The 19712-nt window shown below is 72.0% G+C and carries 21 protein-coding genes; 2 read left to right on the top strand and 19 right to left on the bottom strand.

The genetic code is table 11. The annotated features are described in order from the left end of the window. From ACZ592_RS39485 to ACZ592_RS39455, 7 genes are all read right to left on the bottom strand, one after another. A partial coding sequence (locus ACZ592_RS39485; RefSeq protein ID WP_471586597.1) for an SDR family NAD(P)-dependent oxidoreductase occupies nt 1-443 on the bottom strand: 443 nt, incomplete at its 3' end. Between the two features lie 13 nt (nt 444-456). Continuing rightward, nucleotides 457-726 (bottom strand): acyl carrier protein, encoded by a 270-nt coding sequence (locus tag ACZ592_RS39480; RefSeq protein WP_471586596.1) that lies wholly within the window; start codon nt 724-726, stop codon nt 457-459. 71 nt (nt 727-797) lie between these two features. Beyond that, complete coding sequence (locus ACZ592_RS39475; protein WP_471586595.1) at nt 798-2009, bottom strand: ketosynthase chain-length factor; 1212 nt, start codon at nt 2007-2009, stop codon at nt 798-800. Then, nucleotides 2006-3277, bottom strand: a complete 1272-nt coding sequence (locus ACZ592_RS39470) for a beta-ketoacyl-[acyl-carrier-protein] synthase family protein (protein ID WP_471586594.1) — start codon at nt 3275-3277, stop codon at nt 2006-2008. The genes ACZ592_RS39475 and ACZ592_RS39470 overlap by 4 nt, the downstream gene beginning before the upstream one ends. Further along, complete coding sequence (locus ACZ592_RS39465) at nt 3274-3603, bottom strand: TcmI family type II polyketide cyclase (RefSeq protein WP_471586593.1); 330 nt, start codon at nt 3601-3603, stop codon at nt 3274-3276. The genes ACZ592_RS39470 and ACZ592_RS39465 overlap by 4 nt, the downstream gene beginning before the upstream one ends. A gap of 145 nt (nt 3604-3748) precedes the next feature. Continuing rightward, nucleotides 3749-4441 (bottom strand): antibiotic biosynthesis monooxygenase family protein, encoded by a 693-nt coding sequence (locus ACZ592_RS39460; protein ID WP_471586592.1) that lies wholly within the window; start codon nt 4439-4441, stop codon nt 3749-3751. 66 nt (nt 4442-4507) lie between these two features. Then, nucleotides 4508-5956, bottom strand: coding sequence for an FAD-dependent monooxygenase (locus ACZ592_RS39455; protein ID WP_471586591.1), 1449 nt, complete (start codon nt 5954-5956; stop codon nt 4508-4510). A gap of 196 nt (nt 5957-6152) precedes the next feature. On the opposite strand from ACZ592_RS39455, the gene ACZ592_RS39450 reads away from it, so the two are divergent. Continuing rightward, complete coding sequence (locus ACZ592_RS39450) at nt 6153-6620, top strand: nuclear transport factor 2 family protein (RefSeq protein ID WP_471586590.1); 468 nt, start codon at nt 6153-6155, stop codon at nt 6618-6620. Nucleotides 6621-6670: 50 nt separating this feature from the next. Here ACZ592_RS39450 and ACZ592_RS39445 read toward each other — a convergent pair whose 3' ends face one another. Then, nucleotides 6671-7087, bottom strand: a complete 417-nt coding sequence (locus ACZ592_RS39445; protein WP_471586589.1) for a pyridoxamine 5'-phosphate oxidase family protein — start codon at nt 7085-7087, stop codon at nt 6671-6673. An 87-nt stretch (nt 7088-7174) separates the two neighbouring features. Next, the gene (locus tag ACZ592_RS39440) at nt 7175-7306 is read right to left on the bottom strand and encodes a hypothetical protein (RefSeq protein ID WP_471586588.1); all 132 of its coding nucleotides are present in this window, start codon (nt 7304-7306) and stop codon (nt 7175-7177) included. Between the two features lie 248 nt (nt 7307-7554). On the opposite strand from ACZ592_RS39440, the gene ACZ592_RS39435 reads away from it, so the two are divergent. Then, complete coding sequence (locus ACZ592_RS39435; protein WP_471586587.1) at nt 7555-7806, top strand: DUF6059 family protein; 252 nt, start codon at nt 7555-7557, stop codon at nt 7804-7806. A gap of 79 nt (nt 7807-7885) precedes the next feature. On the opposite strand, the gene ACZ592_RS39430 is transcribed toward ACZ592_RS39435, so the two are convergent. The 10 genes from ACZ592_RS39430 to ACZ592_RS39385 all read right to left on the bottom strand — a co-directional run bounded on the left by ACZ592_RS39430 (nt 7886) and on the right by ACZ592_RS39385 (nt 19487). Beyond that, complete coding sequence (locus ACZ592_RS39430) at nt 7886-9010, bottom strand: ParB/RepB/Spo0J family partition protein (protein ID WP_471586586.1); 1125 nt, start codon at nt 9008-9010, stop codon at nt 7886-7888. 117 nt (nt 9011-9127) lie between these two features. Beyond that, nucleotides 9128-10009, bottom strand: coding sequence for an ABC transporter permease (locus ACZ592_RS39425; RefSeq protein WP_471586585.1), 882 nt, complete (start codon nt 10007-10009; stop codon nt 9128-9130). After that, nucleotides 9996-10784, bottom strand: coding sequence for an ABC transporter ATP-binding protein (locus ACZ592_RS39420; RefSeq protein WP_471586584.1), 789 nt, complete (start codon nt 10782-10784; stop codon nt 9996-9998). The genes ACZ592_RS39425 and ACZ592_RS39420 overlap by 14 nt, the downstream gene beginning before the upstream one ends. A 33-nt stretch (nt 10785-10817) precedes the next feature. After that, on the bottom strand, nt 10818-11933 hold the full coding sequence (locus ACZ592_RS39415) for an aliphatic sulfonate ABC transporter substrate-binding protein (protein ID WP_471586583.1): 1116 nt from the start codon (nt 11931-11933) through the stop codon (nt 10818-10820). 51 nt (nt 11934-11984) lie between these two features. Next, nucleotides 11985-13304 (bottom strand): sulfate adenylyltransferase subunit 1, encoded by a 1320-nt coding sequence (locus tag ACZ592_RS39410; protein ID WP_471586582.1) that lies wholly within the window; start codon nt 13302-13304, stop codon nt 11985-11987. Then, the gene (cysD, locus tag ACZ592_RS39405) at nt 13304-14251 is read right to left on the bottom strand and encodes a sulfate adenylyltransferase subunit CysD (protein WP_471586581.1); all 948 of its coding nucleotides are present in this window, start codon (nt 14249-14251) and stop codon (nt 13304-13306) included. Before cysD ends, ACZ592_RS39410 begins: the two co-directional genes overlap by 1 nt. Beyond that, the gene (gene cysC, locus ACZ592_RS39400; protein WP_471586600.1) at nt 14248-14823 is read right to left on the bottom strand and encodes an adenylyl-sulfate kinase; all 576 of its coding nucleotides are present in this window, start codon (nt 14821-14823) and stop codon (nt 14248-14250) included. Before cysC ends, cysD begins: the two co-directional genes overlap by 4 nt. Beyond that, nucleotides 14820-16289 carry an FAD-dependent monooxygenase gene (locus tag ACZ592_RS39395; protein WP_471586580.1) on the bottom strand — a complete coding sequence of 490 codons (1470 nt, stop codon included), beginning with the start codon at nt 16287-16289 and terminating at the stop codon, nt 14820-14822. The genes cysC and ACZ592_RS39395 overlap by 4 nt, the downstream gene beginning before the upstream one ends. Continuing rightward, the gene (locus tag ACZ592_RS39390; RefSeq protein WP_471586579.1) at nt 16286-17794 is read right to left on the bottom strand and encodes an FAD-dependent monooxygenase; all 1509 of its coding nucleotides are present in this window, start codon (nt 17792-17794) and stop codon (nt 16286-16288) included. Before ACZ592_RS39390 ends, ACZ592_RS39395 begins: the two co-directional genes overlap by 4 nt. A gap of 154 nt (nt 17795-17948) precedes the next feature. Further along, entirely contained in the window at nt 17949-19487 is a 1539-nt protein-coding gene (locus ACZ592_RS39385; protein ID WP_471586578.1) for an alpha/beta fold hydrolase, read from the bottom strand. Nucleotides 19488-19712: the final 225 nt, after the last annotated feature.

Here is a 19712-nt window from a genome sequence, read left to right as displayed (position 1 = left end):
TGCATGCCGCCGGTGTTCAGGACGGCGCGGGTCATGCGGAAGACGCTGTTGAGGTTGGTGTCGATCACGTCGTGCCACAGGTCGTCGGTGAGGTCTGCGGTCACGCCGCCGCCGGAGCGTCCTGCGTTGTTGACCAGGATGTCGATGCGGCCGTAGCGCGCGACGGCGGCTGTCACGAAGGTGTGGGTGGCGGGTGTGGAGCGGACGTCGACGGCGGCGCCGTCGACGTCCAGGCCTTCCTCGCGCAGTTGCTTGACGGTCGAGGCGACGTTTTCCGCGGTGCGGGCGCCGATGAACACCTGGTGGCCCTGGCCGGCCAGGAGGCGGGCGACGGCGAGGCCGATCCCGCTGGTGGCACCCGTGACGAGCGCCACGCGGGAGCTGGACTCTGTCGTGTCAGGCGCCGTGTCAGGTGTCTGGTCGGGTGTGTTGTCGGGTGTCATGTCGGGTGTCCTTTCAGGCCGCGCGGGCGGCGGCCAGCCGCTCGTTGACGGTGTGGATCAGCTCCCGGGGCGTCAGGGCGTCGGTCAGCGTGTCGTCGTCGAGCGAGATGCCGTACTCGCGCTCGATGCAGCCGCCGGTCTCCAGCAGGGCCAGCGACTCGTAGCCCAGCAGGGCGAACGAGGTGTCCAGGAGGTCGCCGTCGGGGTGGGTGGCCTCGTCGGCGCCCGCGGCCTCCCGCAGGATGCGCTTGAGGTCGGCGAGGGTGAAACGTCGGTCCGTCATGTCGGTCTGCTTCCTTCGTGTGGGGCTCGGCCGGCGCCGCGGTGCTCCGGCGCCGGTGCGCGGCGGGCGGCTCACCGGCCGCCGCGCACGACCATCGCGGAGTTGAACCCCCCATGGCCCCGGGCCAGCACCAGCGCGGTGCGCAGGGTGGCCGGGCGCACCTGGTGGAGCACCAGGTCCAGGTCGTACTCGGGGCAGGGGTCGATGTGCACGGTGGGCGGGATGACGCCGGCCCGCATCGCGAGCAGCGCGCAGGCCACGTCCAGTGGTGCGGCGCCGGAGTGCAGGCGGCCGGTCATCGTCTTGGGCACGGTGACCGGGACCCGCCCCGAGCCGAAGACCTCACTGATCGCCTCCGCCTCGGCGCGGTCCAGGTCGGGCACGCCCGCGCCGTCGGCGAAGACCACGTCGACGTCGCCGGGGGCGGCGCCCGCGTCGTCCAAGGCGATGCGGATGGCGGTGCGCAGGGTGGCGGGGCGGCCGCTGCCGGGCGGCGGGTCGAAGGTCGCCCCGTACCCGGAGATCTCGCCGTACACCCGGGCGCCGCGGGCGCGGGCCGAGGCGGCGGACTCCATGATGAACAGGGCGCCGCCCTCGCCGGGCACGTAGCCGCGGGCGTCCCGGTCGAAGGGCAGGTAGGCGCGGGTGGGTTCGTCGCTGTCGCTCATCCGCCCGCCCGCGAGCTGGGCCACCCAGCCCCAGGGGCAGACCGAGGCGTCCACGGCGCCGCACACCATCAGCGAGGTGCCCCTGCGCACCAGGCGCCGGGCCTGCGCCAGCGCGTCCAGGCCGCCTGCCTGGTCGCTGACGACGACGCCGCTGGGCCCCTTCATGCCGTGCCGGATGGAGATCTGGCCGCTGTTGACCGCGTAGAACCAGGCGAAGGACTGGTAGGCGGAGACGAACTGGCTGCCCTTGGACCACAGTTTCCGCAGCTCGTCCTGGCCGAACTCGAAGCCTCCCGCGTGGCTTGCGGTGACGACGCCCATGTCCAGCGCGTCGAAGGAGCGCGGGTCGACGCCGGCGTCGGCCAGCGCCCAGTCCGCCGCGGCCAGCGAGAGCCGGGTGACGCGGTCGGTCTGGGCCAGGAGCCGGCCGGGCAGGTGCTCGGCGGCCTCGAAGCCGGGTATCTCGCCCGCCAGTTGGGCGGGGTAGCCGGAGGGGTCGAAGCGGGTGATGCGGCCGATGCCGCTCTTGGCGCCCAGGGTGGAGGCCCAGTAGTCGGCGGCGCCCAGGCCGTTGGGGGCGGCGATGCCCATTCCGGTGACCGCGACCGCCGTCATTCGGTGCTCCTTTGCGCGCAGGTGAGCACCATGGCGCTCTGGAATCCGCCGAAGCCGCTGCCGACCGTCAGCACGGTGTCGACCCGCTGGTCGCGGGCCGTCAGCGGGACGTAGTCCAGGTCGCATTCGGGGTCCGGCGTGTGGAGGTTGGCGGTGGGCGGCACGACGTCGTACTCCATCGCCAGCGCGGAGGCGGCGATCTCGATGGAGCCGATGGCGCCCAGCGAGTGGCCCACCATCGACTTGATGGAGCTGACCGGGGTGCGGTAGGCGTGCTCGCCCAGGGCCCTTTTGAACGCGGCCGTCTCGTGCCGGTCGTTCTGCTTGGTGCCCGAGCCGTGCGCGTTGATGTAGTCGATCGCCGTGGGGTTCAGCCGGGCCTCGTCCAGGGCCAGGCGGATGGCCTCGGCCATCTCCGCGCCGTCCGTGCGCAGTCCGGTCATGTGGTAGGCGTTGGAGCGCGTGGCGTAGCCGGCGATCTCGGCGTAGATGTGCGCGCCCCGGCGCCGGGCGCTCTCCAGCTCCTCCAGGACGAAGAAGGCGGCGCCCTCGCCGAGCACGAAGCCGTTGCGGGTGGCGTCGAAGGGCCGCGAGGCCTGTTCGGGCGCGTCGTGGCGGGGCGTGGTCGCCTTGATCGCGTCGAAGCACGCCATGGTGATCGGCGAGATCGGCGCGTCCGAGGCCCCGGCGACCATGACGTCGACGGTGCCCTCGCGCACCAGCTCGACGGCGTAGCCGACCGCGTCGATGCCCGAGGTGCAGCCGGTGGAGACGACCGTGGAGGGTCCCTCGGCGCCCACCGCCCAGGCCACCTCCGCCGCGAACGAGCTGGGCACCAGGTAGTTGTACAGGTGTGGCACGGCGTAGCGGTGGTCGACCAGGTCCAGGCGGCCGCCGTCGCTGACGACGCGGTACTCGGTGTCCAGGCCCATGGTGGCGCCCACCGCGCTGCCCACGGCCACGCCGATGCGGTGGCGTTCGAGCGCGTCCAGTTCGGCGCCGCTGTCCTGGACCGCGCTGCGCGCGGTGACCACGGCGAACTGCGCGGCCCGGTCCATGCGCCGCACCTCCTGCGGGCTGAGGCCGTGTTCGAGGCCGCAGAAGTCGGCCTCGGCCGCCACCCGGGAGCGGAACGGCGCGGGGTCGAAGAAGGTGATGCCGCGGGTCGCGGTGCGTCCCTCGCTGATGAGCTGCCAGAACTCCTTGCGGCCAAGACCGCCGGGGGCCAGGACCTCCAGGCCGGTGATGACGACGCGGCGCTGTGTCATGCGCCGGCCTCCCAGGAGTAGAAGCGCCGGGCCATGGCGTCGGCCGGGGAGCGCCAGGTCGCCGGGTCGTAGGCCTCGATGTGGGGCTTGAGGTCGTCACTGATCCTGACGAAGCGCGGGTCGTCCTTGGCCAGCTCGATCCGGGCGCCCCCGTCGTCGTTGTCGAAGTCCTGGAGGTGGAAGTAGAGGCCGCGGTAGGCGAAGAGTTGACGGCGCCGGGTCCCCATCCGGTGGGGCATGTCCGTGGCGTCGAAGTCGGTGAACAGGTCGGCGACGCTGCGGCTGGAGTCGATCGCCATCCGGGCCACGATCAGCGTGCTGTGCATACCTCGCTCCTTGCGGTGGACGCCGGGCAGGACGCCGGGCACTGGACACGACAGGGACAGGGCCGGCGGGCCGGCGCGCAGCGGCCCGGGGCCGGGCGCCGGGCGGGCTTGGGGGCCGGCCCGGCGCGGCCGGGACGGGCAGGGCTCACTCGGCCGCGCGGCTGTGGATCACCCGGTAGGAGTTCCAGTCGCTCTCGGTCTTCAGGGCGTCCACCCGCGCCTGGGACTTCTGGCGGGTCTCGGACTGCTGCGCCGGCGCCTGGTTGCGGTGGGCGTCGTACTGCTCCTTGCCGGCCCACTGCGAGTAGACGACGACGAAGGGGCCCTCCAGGAAGCGGGCGCGCAGTCCCTTGAAGACGCTGTGCGAGCGGTAGCCGGGGACGTCGAGGAGCCAGGACTGGCCCTCGCCCAGTTCCGCGATCAGTTCGTCCTGGTGGCCCGGGGAGACCTTGAAGATCTCGATGACGGTGTGGTCGTCGCGTTCGGGCGAGACCTCGGTCGCCTCGCCCTGGGAGGGGTGGCGCTGGGTGTACACGATCTCGCTCTGCAGCAGCCGGATCGAGGTGGTGATGTCCTGGAAGACCGGCAGCGTGCGGTGCTTGAACTCCTCGCCCGCGTAGCGCTTCTCCAGGTCCTCGCCGCTGCGCCACTGGATGAAGTTGGCGGTGCCGGGGCTGTCCTGGCCGGCGTGCACGGTGGAGGAGATCCACCCGTCGAAGGCGGCGGTGTCGACGATCTTCCGCATCTCCTGGATCAGCTTGTCCTGCTTCTCCGGCCGGTCGGTGGTGAACAGGTTGAGGACGGTCAGGTGCTTGTCCTGGGTGGAGATGTAGGGCATGGCGTGGTGTCACTTCCTGTCAGGAGTGGATGCGCACGGCAAGGGGTGCGCACGGCGCGGGGGGTGTCAGGCGGCGGGGCCGAACCAGCGCTCCAGTGCCTGGGTGAGGGGGCCGGCGCCCTGGTCGGGCGAGATCCAGGCGATGTAGCCGTCGGGGCGCAGCAGGATCGCGTCGGCCGCGGGCAGGTCCGTGCCGCGGTCGGCCTCGACGATGTCGATACGGTCGGACCAGGCCTTGGCGGTGCCCGACAGGGGGCTCTCGCCGCCGAAGTCGAGCAGGACGCCCCGGCCGGCGTGCAGCAGGCTGTAGAGGCTCGTGCGCCGCCCCTGGCAGGTCAGTTCGCCGTCCTGGAGGCGCCGGCCGAGCAGGGGGTGCTCCCCCGGGCCGACGTCGTGGCGGATGTCGAGTCCGGTGACCATGCCGACGAGGTGGCGCTGCACCGACTCGTACCGGGTGAGTTCGGTGAACACGTCGAGCAGCGGGGTGATCTCCTGGCCGCCGAGGTAGAGGATGCGCTGGGCCAGGGTGTTGGTGAGGATGCGGGCGCCGACCGGGTGGCGCTCCGCGTGGTAGGTGTCCAGGAGTTCCTGGGGGGCCAGGCCCTTGAGGACGAGCGCCAGTTTCCATCCGAGGTTGACCGCGTCCTGCACGCCGGCGCTCATGCCCTGGGCGCCGATGGGCAGGTGGATGTGGGCGGCGTCGCCCGCCAGGAACACGCGGCCGCTGCGGTACTGGCCGGCCTGCCGGCTCACGTCGGTGGTCGAGCTCACCCACAGCGGGGTGGCCTGGTGGATGTCCTCGCCCGACAGCTTCTGGAAGGTGTCGGCGACCTCTTCGAAGGTGATGGGGTCCGCGCTCTCGCGCAGCGGCTCGTCGCGGTCGTAGTAGATGATGCGGCAGCGGTCGGGGCCCAGCGGCAGCACCATGATCATGCCGCCGGGCACCCGTTCCCCGGCGAAGCGGGGCCGCAGCCGCACCCCGGCGACATCGGCGAAGCGCAGCTCGATGGCCGGCTCGGTGCCGGGGAAGTCGATGCCGGCGGCCGTGCGCACCGCGCTGCGGGCGCCGTCGCACCCGATGACGTAGCGTCCGCGCAGCTGGGCGCCCTCGGCGCCGGCGCCGGACACCCGCAGCGTCACCCCGTCCTGGTCCTGGACCAGGCCGGTGACCTCGACGGAGCGGCGGATGCGGGCGCCCTGCTCGGTGGCCCAGCCGGCCAGCATCGCCTCGGTGCGGGACTGGGGTATGCCCCGCGCGCCGTAGGAACCGCCGCTGAGCACCTGGTAGTCGAGCGGCACCCCGCCGAAGTGCCCGGCGGGGATGACGCCGACCTCGCCGAGGCGGGACAGCAGGCCCCGCTGCCCGAATTCCTCGATGGTGCGCGCGGAGAATCCAAGAGCGCGTGACTGCTGCATCGGCTCGGCGAGCCTGTCGACCACGAGAACGGAAATTCCGTGCAGGCCGAACTCGCCGGCGAGCATAAGTCCTGTGGGGCCCGAACCTACGATGATCACGTCCGCGTCATAATTATCCATCGTCGCCCGTCCGCCCTCTTCCGGTTGATGTTCCACGAGTATGGACAGCACCGGACGGGGCGGTAAAGAGACGCCGTTACAGGGCTTCTACAGCCCACTACAGAAACGTGCGGTGAATGTCAGATCTTCTACAGGAAGGGTTGGTCGGGGCACTGTTGTGGGCCCATTCTCAAGCATGACCTCGACTGAATCCGAATCATTCACTCCGGACACGGACATGGTGGACGCGTTGACCGTGCGCGGGCTGCTGGACCGCTATCTCCTGGCGTTGGACACCGAAAAGCTGGACGACGCGTGGGCGCACACCCTGTTCACCGAGGATGCCCTCGTCGCGTTTCCCCTGAGCCAGTACGAGGGAATAGACGGGCTCGCGGAATGGCACAGCAGCGCGCTGGCGCATTTCGCACGCACCCAGCACCTGAATTCTTCGGCGGTGGTGGACTGCGCGGGCGACGTGGCGACGCTGCGCGCCAACCTCGTCTCCACGCACGTCCACCATCCCGGCGGCGAGGGACCGGAGTTGTTCACCACCGGCACCTCGGTGAGCGGCGCGGCCCGGCGCACCCCGGACGGCTGGCGGCTCACCCGGCTCTCGTTCGGGCTGATCTGGGTGGACGGGGTGCCGCCCGGCGCGCGCGGCTGATGTCCCGCAGGACCGCCGCCGGCGCGGCGGTGCCGGCGGGCCGTGCGGGCTCAGCAGTTGAGGGTCGTCGCCCGGTCGACCACGATCTCCACGACCACGCGTCCGGGCGGGTTCGGCGGCCCGGAGAAGTAGCGTTCGCTGTAGCGGCGGACCCCTTCGGCGACGCGTTCGGGGTCATCGACGACGCGGGCGGTGCCCTCCAGACAGACCCAGGCGAAGCCGTCCACCTGGCAGAGCGCGACGCGTGCCCGCGGCGCGGCCAGCACGTTCTTGACCTTGCGCGTCGTGTTGAGCGTCAGGACGCGGACCAGGCCGGCCCGCGGGTCCCAGGTGAACCGCACGGGCGTCAGGTGGGGCGAGCCGTCGGGGCGCAGCGTGGTCAGCACGGCGGTGTGCGGTGCCGCCAGGAACGCCTGGGCCGAGGGGGACATCGCCGTCGTGCTGCCGCGCTGCGGGGAGAGCGTCATCGTCTGGGGCTCCTCATTCCGTCACCGGCGCACCGCGCCCTGGCACATCACCGTCGCGGCTCGCGGGCCGTGCCGGGAAGGGCCCGGTCAGTCGATCCCGCGCACCACGTTCGGCTCCGCGGGGGCGTCCTCGTCGTCGTCCACCCCGGCGAGCCGGAGCAGGGGCGCGCCGGCCCCTTCCGCGCCGCGTACCTGCCGCTCACGTTCGGCCTCGTCCATGGACTTCTCCTTACGCGAGCGTGCGCCCTGCGGGGCTGCGGAGCCCGATTGCTCCACCCGCCCACGTTGGCAAGGCGTTCTCGAGGCCGGGCGGAGGGGTGGCTCGAGTCCGCCTCGACACCTCGCCGACGGCCCGGGCGCTTGAGTCAGCTTCGAATCCGGTTCGACCCGGGGCCTACACAGTGACGGCTCTCGGCGCACCGGAGCCGCCGCAGTCACCGCGGCCACGCCCCTCGGAGGGATCCCCCATGGCCAGCTTGATCAGGCGTTTCTGGCGCGAGGTGTACGCGGCCCTGCAGGCCTACGGCGCCATCTACATGTCCGGGCCCTGCCCCGCCCCCGCCCCGGCAAAGACGGAGCCGGCGGGCCACGAGCCTGCGGGCAAGGTCCCGCCCAGGCTGACGGGGCCGCCCACGGCCCATCCGGAGCGGCTGTGCCCGGAGGTCGCCCTGAGCCCGGTGGAGCAGGCACTGAACCGGCAGCTGCGGGCCGGGTCCTGACCCCGGCAGCGCGCCCGGCAGGCCCCGGCGCCCCGGCAGGTCCCGGCAGCGCGGCGGGGGTTCGCTCCCGGGCGGGGCCTCACACTTCGTGCCGGCCGCGCAGCCGCTCGGCGAACAGGCTCCACTCCTTGCTGAGGCTCTCCGCGATGGGGGCGATGACGCCGACCCAGTGCGCGGGGACGGCGCTGACGAGGTCCTGCCAGCCGTCCGGGTCGCCCGCGTGCAGGGCCATCCACTGGAGGAACTTCTTGCCGCCCTCGGTGTAGCGCAGGCACGGGTCGTTGGCGACCTTGGCCGCGACCGTCTCCCAGGCGGGGGGCTCGTCGGCGGGGCCGGCGGGCCGCGGGGACGGGGTCGGGGGCGGGCCGTGGGTGTCCGGCTCCCGGGTGTGGCCGGCCGCCGGGGTGTCCGCGGGCCGGTCGGCGGGGTGCAGGGTCAGCCGCGGCCCGGGCCCCCGCAGGCCGTTGCACTCGGGGCTGACCCCGCGGCGCAGCCGGGCGCTGACGTCGTGGACGGTGCCCAGGGACACCTCGGTCTCCCGGGCGACTTCCCTGAGCGTGGCGTCGGGGTGGGCGTTGATGTACGCGGCGGCGCGGCGCCGGCCGTCGCCGGCGCTCACCGAGCGCAGTTTCCCGTCCAGGCCCAGGCGTTGGCCGCCCGGCGGTGTGGGGCACGCGGAGCGGTCGCGCAGGGACGCGATGGTTTTCGCGCTCAGTCCCGTGACGCTCGCGATGGCGCGGTCGGACCATTCGGGATGGGACAGGAGCACGCGTTCTGCTCCGGATACGCGGTCGGCCTTCGACAGCGGAAGTCCGTGCGAACTGTTGGCCCTCATGGCGAGGACGAGTGCTTCGGCGTCCGTGCAGTCGACGAGGCGTGCTCTGATGCTGTGGTCGCCGCAGAGTTTCGCCGCCTCCAGCCTGTGCAGCCCGTCGATAATCCGCCAGCCGTCTTTCCGGACGAGAATGGGCGGCAACGGGGAATGACCCGACGCGTCGACGAGGATTTGAAGGTATGCGGCGTTGATACCGCCCTGGCGCAGGCGCAGTCCGGGTGACAGTGCGTGGACCGGGAGTTCCTGTACCGGTGTGTTCTCGATGGTTTCGGGGCCGTTTACTTCACCGGCCGCCGATTCTTCGCACCTTAATCTGGTGGAACTCAATCCGTCTGCGATCACCGTAGCCCGCCCGTCGTTGAAAGCCATCCGGTGTGCCCTTTTTTGCTGCCATTCCGGGTGAGCGTCGCAGCGGAATCTCTAGCCTCGGTCGAGGGTGGGTTGACGTTCGTCGGACCGTGGCGGGGCGGGCGTGGCGGGGTGGTTTCAGCTCCGCGTCAGCAGGCCGCGGCTGCGCAGGACCCAGCGTTCCAGGGGGCTGAAGAGGAGCAGGTCGATGGCGACGCCGACCAGGAGGATGAGCAGGATCGCCTCGAAGACCATGGCCATGTCGCTGGCGTTGCGGCCGTTCTCCAGGAGCTGGCCGAGTCCCAGGCCCAGGTCGGGGAAGGAGGCGATGATCTCGGCGGCCATGAGCGAGCGCCAGGAGAACGCCCAGCCCTGTTTGAGTCCGGCGACGTAGCCGGGCAGGGCGGCGGGGAGCAGGACGTGCCAGGTTCCTCGCAGGCCGGTGGCGCCCATGGTGCGCCCGGCCCGCAGGAACAGCGGTGACACCTGGTCGACGCCGGAGACCAGGCCGTTGGCGATGGAGGGGACCGCGCCGAGCAGGATCACGGTGTACATCATCGAGTTGTTCAGGCCCAGCCAGATCACCGCGGGCGGCACCCAGGCCACCGAGGGCAGGGACTGCAGGCCGGACAGGATCGGGCCGATCGCGGCGCGCAGGAACTTCAGCCGGGCCACGAGCAGGCCCAGCGGGGTGCCGATGAGCAGGGCGAGGCAGAAGCCGAGCAGGCCGCGCGAGACGCTGGTCCAGATGTAGCCGAGGAGTTCGCCCTCCCGCCACGCCTGGCGCACCACCTCCAGCACCGCGCCCGGAGAGGGAAGTCTGCTGGGGTCGTCGACGATGCGGAAGGAGATCAGCGCCTGCCACACGGCCAGGACGAGGGCGAGGGCGATCAGCGGCGGCAGGACCTTTTCGCGCAGGGTCAGCGTGAAGGGCCTGCGGATCTGCTGGGGTGTCTCCAGGGCGTCCAGGCCGGCGAGGTCGTTGCCCTCCTTGGCGGCGGTGGTCTCAGTACTGGCCATGTCGGCGGATCTCCCCCCGCAGTTGTTCGGTGATCTCCAGGGACAGCTCCGCGACGGCGGCGTCCTCGATGCGGCGCGGCTGGGGGATGTCCACGCTCCACTGGCGGGCGATGCGCCCGGGGCGGGAGGACAGCAGGATGACGCGCTGGGCCAGCCGCGCGGCCTCGCGCACGTTGTGGGTGACGAACAGCACCGACAGCTGTGTCTGGCGCCAGATGCGGGTCAGCTCGTCGTGCAGCACGTCGCGGGTGATGGCGTCCAGGGCGGCGAAGGGTTCGTCCATCAGCAGCAGCCGGCTCTCCTGGGCCAGCGCGCGGGCCAGCGCGACCCGCTGGCGCATCCCGCCGGACAGCTCGTGCACCCGCTTGCCGTGGGCGTCCTTGAGGCGTACGAGCGCCAGGAGTTCCTCGGCGCGTTCGCGGCGCTGCGGGCGGGCCACGCCGCGCAGTTTCAGGGCGAGTTCGATGTTCTTGCCGGCGGTCAGCCAGGGGAACAGGGCGTGTTCCTGGAACATCAGCGCGGGCCGGCCGTCGGTGGTGATCTCTCCGGTCGTGGGCCGGTCCAGGCCCGCGACGAGGTTGAGCAGGGTGGATTTGCCGCAGCCCGAGGCCCCCAGGAGGGTGACGAACTCGCCGGGTGCGACATCCAGGCTGATGTCGTCCAGCACGAGCTGCTGCCCGGCGGGGCCCGGGAAGGACTTCGAGACGTGCTCGATGCGGGCGGCGTGGCGGGTTGTCGCGGTGCCGTCACCGGCCTGGGCGAGGGTCGTGGCCATGGTGGTCACCTCCTGGGACGTCATCGGGGCGGCTCACCGGGCGCCCAGGCCCGCGTCGTCGACGGGGCTGCGGCCCGCGGCCTTGAGGACCTTGTTGAGCGGGCCGAGGTCGTAGATGCCCTTCAGGTCGGGCTTGTCGAGCAGGCCGGCCTTGACGGCGTGCGCCGCTTCGGTGTCCAGGGTGTCGGCCAGCGGGTCGTCGGTGAAGTCGATCGATTTCCATGCCGGGTCCAGCACCTCGTCGGGCAGGGCCTTGCCGGCGTCGGCCGCCAGCTGCTGGTTGGCCGATGCCTTGGCCCGGCCGGGGTGGGCGTCGATCCACCGGTTGGTGTCCACCGACACCTTCAGGACCGCCTCGACGACCTTGGGGTGCTCGGTGAGGAACTTCTGCGACACGATGATGTTCGTGATGACGAACGTGCCGCCGGGCCACAGCGTCTTCTCGTCCAGCAGGACCTTGCCGCCCTGGGCGACGAGCTTGGAGGCGGTCGGCTCGGGCACCCATGCGCCGTCGACGGCCCCGGCCCGGTAGGCGTCCGGGGTGACCTTGTTGTCGCTGCGCACCACGGTCACCTCGCCCTTGCCGCTCTGCGGGTCGACGTGCCAGCCCTGCTCGGCGGCCCAGTTGAGGAAGGCCACGTCCTGGGTGTTGCCGAGCTGCGGGGTGGCGATCCTCTTGCCGCGGACGTCCTTGAGGGAGGTGACCTTCTTGGGGTTGACGACCAGTTTCACGCCGCCGGAGGCCGCACCGCCGATGATCCGCAGGTTCTTGCCGCGTGACTTGGTGAACCCGTTGACGGCCGGGGACGGGCCGATCCAGCCGATGTCCAGGGAGCCGGAGTTCAGCGCCTCGATCTCGGAGGGGCCTGCGTTGAACACCGCGTACTTCGCCTTCGTGGCGCCCAGCGCCTTCTGGAAGAAGCCCTGCCGGCGGCCCACCAGCGCGGTCGCGTGGGTCAGGTTGGGGAAGTAGCCGATCCGTACGGAGTCCAGGCCGTCGATCTTCTCCGCGCCGGCGGCGACCTTCGCGGTGTCGTCCTCTTTGGCGTCGGAGCCGTAGCCGCACGCGGTGGTGACGGCGGCGAGCAGGCACAGCACGGCGAGGACCGGCACGTGGCGGCGCGGCACGGTGGGGCGGTGGTCGGGCACGGGGAATCTTCCTCTCGTCAAGTGGGTGCCGGCGGGCGGCGGGGGACGTGGTCAGAAGTCCCATCCCTCGTCCTGGGCGCCGGCCGGGTCCGGGGAGGCGAACGACTCGCCGACCATGCCCGCGGTGAGCGTGGCGCCGTCGCCGGGGTCGATCAGGATGAACGAGCCGGTGCGCCGGGACTGGGCGTAGGAGTCCAGGGGCAGCGGCTCGGCGGTGCGGATCGTGACCCGGCCGATGTCGTTGGCGACGAGCTGCCCGGGGTGCGGGTACCGGGACAGGTCGTCCAGGGTGAGCCGGGAGGCGATGTCCTTGACGATCGCCTTGACCGTGCGGGTGCCGTGTTTGAGGAGCACCCGGTGGCCGGCGCACAGCGGCTGGTCGCCGACGTGGCACACGGTCGCCTCCACCTCGCGGGTGGTGGCCGGCGCGTCCTTGCTCGGCACGATCAGGTCGCCGCGCGCGACGTCGAGGTCGTCGGCCAGCAGCACGGTCACCGACTGCAGGGCGCCCGCGGACCCGACGGGCCGGCCCAGGCGTTCGATGCCGGCGATCCTGGTGGTGCGGCCCGAGGGCAGCACGCTCACCTCCTGCCCGACGTGCAGGGTGCCCTCCGCGATCCGCCCGGCGTAGCCGCGGTAGTCGGGGTGCCGGGGGCTCTGCGGGCGGATCACGTACTGCACGGGCAGCCGGGCGGCGCAGGTCGCCAGGTGGTGGCTGACCGGCACGCTCTCCAGGTGTTCCAGGACGGTCGGGCCGCCGTACCAGTCCATGTGCGCGGAGGGTTCCACGACGTTGTCGCCGGCCAGTGCGGAGATCGGGACGACGGTGACCTCCGGGCCGCCCAACTCCTTGACGTAGGCGGTGTATTCCTCGGTGATCGCGGTGAACACGGACTCCTGGTGGGAGACGAGGTCCATCTTGTTGACGGCCAGCACGACGTGCGGGACGCGCAGGAGGGCGGCGATGGCGGTGTGGCGGCGGGTCTGCTCGACGACGCCGTTGCGGGCGTCGACCAGGATGACGGTGAGGTCGGCGGTGGAGGCGCCGGTGACCATGTTGCGGGTGTACTGCACGTGTCCGGGGGTGTCGGCGAGGATGAACCGGCGCCGGGGGGTGGCGAAGTAGCGGTAGGCCACGTCGATGGTGATGCCCTGTTCGCGCTCGGCGCGCAGGCCGTCGGTGAGCAGCGCCAGGTCGGGGGTGTTCCGGCCGCGGCTGCGGGAGGCGTGGGCGACGGCCTCCAGCTGGTCGGCGAGCACCGACTTGGAGTCGTGCAGCAGGCGCCCCACCAGGGTGGACTTGCCGTCGTCGACGGAGCCGGCGGTGGCGAAGCGCAGTGTGCCGACGGTTGTGTCGTTCAGAGCGGTCATCAGAAGTACCCCTCGCGCTTGCGGTCTTCCATCGCGGCCTCGGAGAGCTTGTCGTCGGCCCGGGTCGCGCCGCGCTCGGTCAGGCGGGACGCGGCGATCTCGGTGATGACCTTCTCGATGGTGTCGGCGTCGGAGTCGACCGCGCCGGTGCAGGACATGTCGCCCACCGTGCGGTAGCGCACCCGGCGCTTCTCGGTCCGCTCGCCGCCGGTGGGGCCGCCCCACGGGCCTGCGGTCAGCCACATGTGGTGGCGGCGGAACACCTCGCGTTCGTGGGCGAAGTAGATCTCGGGCAGTTCGATGCGTTCGCGGGCGATGTACAGCCAGATGTCCAGCTCGGTCCAGTTGGAGAGCGGGAAGACGCGGACGTGCTCGCGGGGCAGGTGCCGGCCGTTGTACAGGTTCCACAGTTCGGGGCGCTGGCGGCGCGGGTCCCACTGGGAGAACTCATCGCGCAGCGAGAACACCCGCTCCTTGGCGCGGGCCTTCTCCTCGTCGCGTCGTCCGCCGCCGAACACGGCGTCGAAGCCCTGCTGTTGGATGGTGTCGGTCAGTGGCCGGGTCTGCAGCGGGTTGCGGGTGCCGTCCGGGCGTTCCTTCAGGATCCCCTGGTCGATGTAGTCCTGCACCGAGGCGACGTGCAGCCGCAGTCCGTGCCGGGCCACCGTGCGGTCGCGGTAGGCGAGGACCTCGGGGAAGTTGTGCCCGGTGTCCACGTGCAGCAGCGCGAAGGGCACCGGCGCGGGTGTGAACGCCTTGCGCGCCAGGTGCAGCATGACGATGGAGTCCTTGCCGCCGGAGAAGAGGAGCACCGGCTTGTCGAACTCGCCCGCCACTTCACGCAGGATGTGCACCGCCTCCGACTCCAGCGCGTCCGGGTGCGAGAGGGCGCAGGGGGTGTCGCTGCCCCCGTCGCCTCCCGTGACCGGGTCGAGGGTCGGCGTCATAACAGTCCCCTTTCGGTGAGCACGGCGTACACCGCGGCGGCGGACTCCTGAACACTCTGGTGCTGCGGCTCGATGCGCAGGTCGGGTGCCGCGGGCTCCTGGTAGGGGTCGTCCACCCCGGTCAGGCCGCGCAGTTCGCCGGCGGCCTGCTTGGCGTAGAGGCCCTTCACGTCGCGGGCGCTGCACACCTCGAGGGGGGTGGCGACGTGCACCTCGAGGTAGGGGGTGCGGTTGCTGTCGTGGCGCTTGCGCACCGCCTCGCGGCTGTCGGTGTACGGGGCGATCACCGGGACCAGCGCCAGGATGCCGTTGCGGGCCAGGAGTTCGGCGACGAAGCCGATGCGCTGCACGTTGGTGTCCCGGTCGGTGCGGGAGAAGCCGAGGCCGGCCGAGAGTGCCTCGCGGATCTCGTCGCCGTCCAGGACCTCCACGCGGTGGCCGTCCGCGCGGAGCCGGTCTGCCAGCTCGTAGGCGATGGTGGTCTTGCCGGCGCTCGGCAGGCCGGTGAGCCAGACGGTGACTCCGCTCATCACGTGTCTCTCCTGGGGGTCGGGGGCGTCCGTGCGGGTCAGGCGGTGGCGGCGGGGGTGCCGAACCAGTGGTCCAGGACGTCGGTCAGGTCGCGGTCGGTGCCCGGGGATGTCCAGGCGACGTAGCCGTCGGGGCGGATGAGGACCGCGTCCAGTGCGGGGTCCTGGGGGGCGGCCCAGGTGCCGGTGACGATGTCGATGTGCGGCGCCCGGTCCTCGGCGAGCCGGGCGGCCTTGCCCGCGTGCTCCGTGGCGATGAGGATGCCGCGCGCGGGGTGCAGCAGCTGCGCGATGCGGGCCCTCGTGCCGTCGGGGCGCAGCAGTTCTCGGTCGGGTGGCATGCGCAGGCCCAGCAGCGGGTGTGCGCCGGGCCCCATGTCGTAGCGGATGCCCAGGCCGCTCAGGAGGCCGGCCAGGTGGGCGGCCGCGTCCTTGTGTGTCATCAGTTCGCCCAGGACGTCGCGCAGCGGGGCCATCTCCTGTCCGCTCAGGCGCAGTTCGATGGCGGCGCGGGCGTTGCGCGACAGCTGTGCCCCGATCGGGTGGCGTTCGGCGTGGTAGGTGTCCAGCAGGTCCTGGCCGCACCGGCCCGCCAGTACGGCGGCCAGTTTCCAGCCGAGGTTGACCGCGTCCTGCACGCCCACGCTCAGCCCCTGGGCCATCGCCGGCGGCTGGACGTGCGTGGCGTCGCCCGCCAGGAACACCCGGCCGCGCCGGTAGTGGGCGGCGACCCGGGAGGCGTCGGTGAAGCAGCTGATCCACCGGCACTGGCCGTGGTGGATGGACTCGCCGGTCAGGCGCTGCCAGGCGTCGGCGAGTTCGGTGTACGACAGGGCGTCGCGGTCCTTGGGGCGCGCGCCCCGCTCGTAGGCGACGATGCGGGTGACGCCGTTCTCCAGGTCCATCGCCATGACCATGCTGCCGTCGGGGAGGTTCTCGCCGATGCGCCGGCGGCGGGTCTCGATGCCGGTCACGTCGGCCGTGTAGAAGCCGCGGGTGGGTTCGGGTCCGGGGAAGTCGATGCCGGCCAGCTTGCGCACGGTGCTGCGTCCGCCGTCGCAGCCGATGACGTAGCGGGCGCTGTCCTGCCCGGCGCCCTGGGGCCCCTCGAAGCGCACGGTGACGGCGTCGGACTCCTCGCGTACGTCGGTCACTCGGCAGCCGCGGCGCACCGGCACGCCGAGTTCGCCCGCCCAGTCCTCCAGCATGCGCTCGGTGCGGAACTGGGAGACTCCCCTGGCGCCGCTGTGGTTCTCCGCCAGCATGCCCAGGTCGATGGGTACGCCGCCGAAGTGGCTGTCGGCGGGCTCCGTCGCGCCGAGCCGGCCGAGGAGTCCGCGCTGGTCGAAGCTCTCGACCGCGCGCCGGGTGAGGCTGGCGCCGCGGGACTCCCGGGCCGGGGCGGGCAGTTGCTCGTAGACGACGACGTCGGCGCCGCCCAGGCGCAGTTCGCCGGCCGCCATCAGCCCGACCGGGCCCGCGCCGACGACGATCACGTCCGTGGTCATGCTCGCGCTCCTGTCCGGTGGGGGGCGGTGGGGGTGCCGAACCAGTGGCCCAGGACGTCGCCCAGGTCGCGGTCGGTGCCCGGAGAGGTCCAGGCGACGTAGCCGTCGGGCCGGATGAGGACCGCTTCGGGCACGCCGTCGGGGTGCGGGCCGTCGGCCCAGGTGCCGGTGACGATGTCGATGCGCCGGGCCCAGTCCTCGGCGAGCCGGGCGGCCTTGCCCGCGCCGCCCGCGCCGCCGGTGTCGATCAGTACGCCGCGCGCGGGGTGCAGCAGCTGGGCGACGCGGGTCGTGGTGCCGTCGGGGCGGGCCAGTTCGCGGTCGGGCGGCATGCGCCGGCCCAGCAGCGGGTGCGCGCCGGGGCCCAGGTCGTAGCGGATGCCCAGGCCGCTGACGATGCCGGCCAGGTGCCCGGCCGCGTCCCGGTGTTCCGTCAGCTCGCCCAGCACGCCGCGCAGCGGGTCCATGGCGGCGTCGCCGAGGTAGAGCAGGGAGGCCGCCTGGGCGTTGCGGATCAGTTCCCGGCCGATCGGGTGGCGTTCGGCGTGGTAGGTGTCCAGCAGGTCCTGGCCGCACCGGCCCGCCAGTACGGCGGCCAGTTTCCAGCCGAGGTTCGCCGCGTCCTGCAGGCCGGCGCTGAGTCCCCAGGCGGCCAGCGGCGGCATCGCGTGTGCGGCGTCGCCGGCGAGCAGGATGCGGCCGCGCCGGTAGTCCTGGGCCAGGGCGGCCGCGTTGTCGCAGGCCCACATCCACTGGGCGCGGGCCTGGTGGAGGGATTCGCCGGTGAGCCGCTGCCAGGCGTCGGCGATCTGAGGGAACGTCAGGGCGGCGGGGTCCTGGTGGGCGGGCAGGCTCTTGTCGTGGACGACGATGCGCTGGCGGCCCTCGCCCAGCGGGGTGCACACCACCATGTGGCCGCCGGGCAGGCGTTCTCCGATGGGCCGCGGGCGCAGCGTCACCCCGGTGATCTCCGCGGTGTACATGCCGCGGGTGGCCTGCCACTGCCGGGCGGGGATGCCGGCCGCGGTGCGCACGGTGCTGTGCGGGCCGTCGCAGCCCACCACGTAGGGGGCGGTGTGCCGGCCGGGGCCCTGCGGCCCGTCGTAGGTGACGGTGACGCCGTCGCTCCGCTCGTGCACGCCGGTGACCTCGCAGCCGCGGCGCACCGGCACGCCGAGGTCGGCCAGCCAGCCGTTCAGCATGTCCTCGGTGCGGGCCTGGGACAGTCCCAGGACGCCGCTGTGGTCCTCCTCCAGCATGCCGAGGTCGAACCGGACGCCGCCGAAGTGTCCCATCGGGCCCCACCGGAATGTGCCGAGCCGGGGCAGCAGTCCGCGCTGGTCGAATGTCTCGGCGGCCCGCCGGTTGAAGCCGAGGGCGCGGGATTCCCCGGACGGTGCGGGGAGCCTGTCGAAGACGGTGACATTCACACCGCCCAGGTGGAGTTCGCCGGCCAGCATCAATCCGACGGGTCCGGCACCGACAATTATGACGCCAGTTTCCATTGTTGACCTTCCACGCGGGGCGGCTGAGGAATCGTCGACGTAAAACTACACATCACCCTGTTCGGCTGCAATGAAGGTGATGAATTCATAAACGGGGCCTGTTGTTTGGGCGTTCAACCGCGGATTTCACGCGGCTGAACGCGGCGGGTGGCTGTCACGGGGTCGGTTCGGGTGCCGGGTTGGCCCGGCAGGTGGCGTCGGCGTGTGTGCCGGGGGCGGGCCGGGTGCCGTCCTTCAGGTAGGCGCCGACATGGTCGTTGATGCAGGTGTTGGCGTTGCGGGACAGGGACGTCTCGTGTTCGTAGCCGTCGCGTTCCAGCAGCAGCCGGGAGTCGGGGAAGCGCCGGTGCAGGTCGTAGGCGCCCGCCAGCGGGGATCCGGCGACGTGCTGGCCCTGCACCAGCAGGACGTTCACGTTCTTGGCGCCGATCTTCTGGGGTGTTCCCGCGGGGGCCGGCCAGGAGGCGCACGGCGCGTTGTACCAGGCGTTGTACCAGGTCAGGAAGGTGGTGCCGGCGCGGTACTGGCGTGTGTAGTCCTCGTGCCAGCGCTGCCAGTCGCGGGGCCAGGGCGTGTCGGTGCACTGGACCGCGTTGTACATGGCCTGCTTGTTCTGGGTGGGGTAGCCCGGGTCGTTGAAGTTGGCCTGCAGGCCTGCCGGGTCGCCGCGCAGCACCCAGTCGGCCAGGGCTTTGGTGTGGCCGGCCCAGGAGGAGCGGCGGTAGAGGTTGACCAGGAAGATCTCGGTGTACTCGGCCGGGCCGATGCGTCCCTGGACCGGCTGCTCGCGGAGCTTTGCCATGCCCGCGTAGTACTGCGCCTCGACCGCGGCCCGGGTGGTGCCCAGGTGGTAGGCCGCGTCGTGGCGGGCGATCCAGGAGAAGTAGTTCTGCGCGCTCTTCTCGAAGGTCACGTTCTGTTCGAGGACGTCCTGGTACCAGCCCCGGGCGGGCTGGACCACGGTGTCCAGGACCATCCGGCGCACCCGGTGGGGGTACATCGAGGCGTAGACCGAGCCGAGGTAGGTGCCGTAGTCCCAGCCGAAGTAGGTGAGTTGGTCCTGGCCGAGTGCCCGGCGGATCAGGTCCAGGTCGCGGGCGGTGTCCTTGGTGCTCAGAAAGTTCAGCATGTCGCCGTGGGCGCGGCCGCAGCTGGCGGCGAAGTCGCGGGCCTTGGTGCGCCAGGCCCGTTCCTCGGCGGCGGTCGCGGGCACCAGGTCGGCGCGGGCCTTGCCGGGCCAGACGTAGCCGGGGTCGCAGGTCAGCGCCGGCCGGCTGGCGCCGGTGCCGCGCGGGTCGAAGCCGATCCAGTCGTAGGTGGCGCCGACGGCCGGGGACAGCCCGGAGGTGCCCTTGGCGAACCGGGTGGGCAGGTCGCGGCCGAACTGGCCGGGCCACTGGCCGCGGTTGAGCAGCACGATGCCCTGGTACTGCTCCTGGGGTGCGGTGTGCCGGGCGCGGGTCAGCGCCAGTTCGACCGTCCGGCCCCGGGGGCGGCGGTGGTCCAGGGGGACGTCGAGCGAGCCGCACTCCAGGCCTTTGAGCAGGCCCCCGACGACGGGGTCGTTGTCCGGGCAGGGCGACCAGGAGATGCCGGCCGCCGGCCGGTGGTCGGGGCCCTTCGCCGGTGCCGCGGCGACCGTTCCGGCCAGGGCGGTGGCGGCCGCCGCCGTAATTGCTAGGAACTTCCTCACGTAATCCCCTTCTTGAGGCAGGTACGGCGCCGGGCCCATTCACGGGCAGGGCGGCGGAGCCGGTTTTCACGGGCAGGTCCGGGGAGCGGCGAGAGACTATCTGCTGCGGGAAGTGGCGTGAAAACAACTACGGTTGAACAATGGCCGCCGGTCGAGCGGGGGTGGAATGGCGGTATCGGCGCCGGCGCATCGGTACAAAAAAATCCCGCGGAGCAGCCGTGAATT

It is taken from the genome of Streptomyces sp. NPDC040622 (genome assembly GCF_055593965.1).
This window is presented reverse-complemented; position numbering and strand designations above follow the sequence as displayed.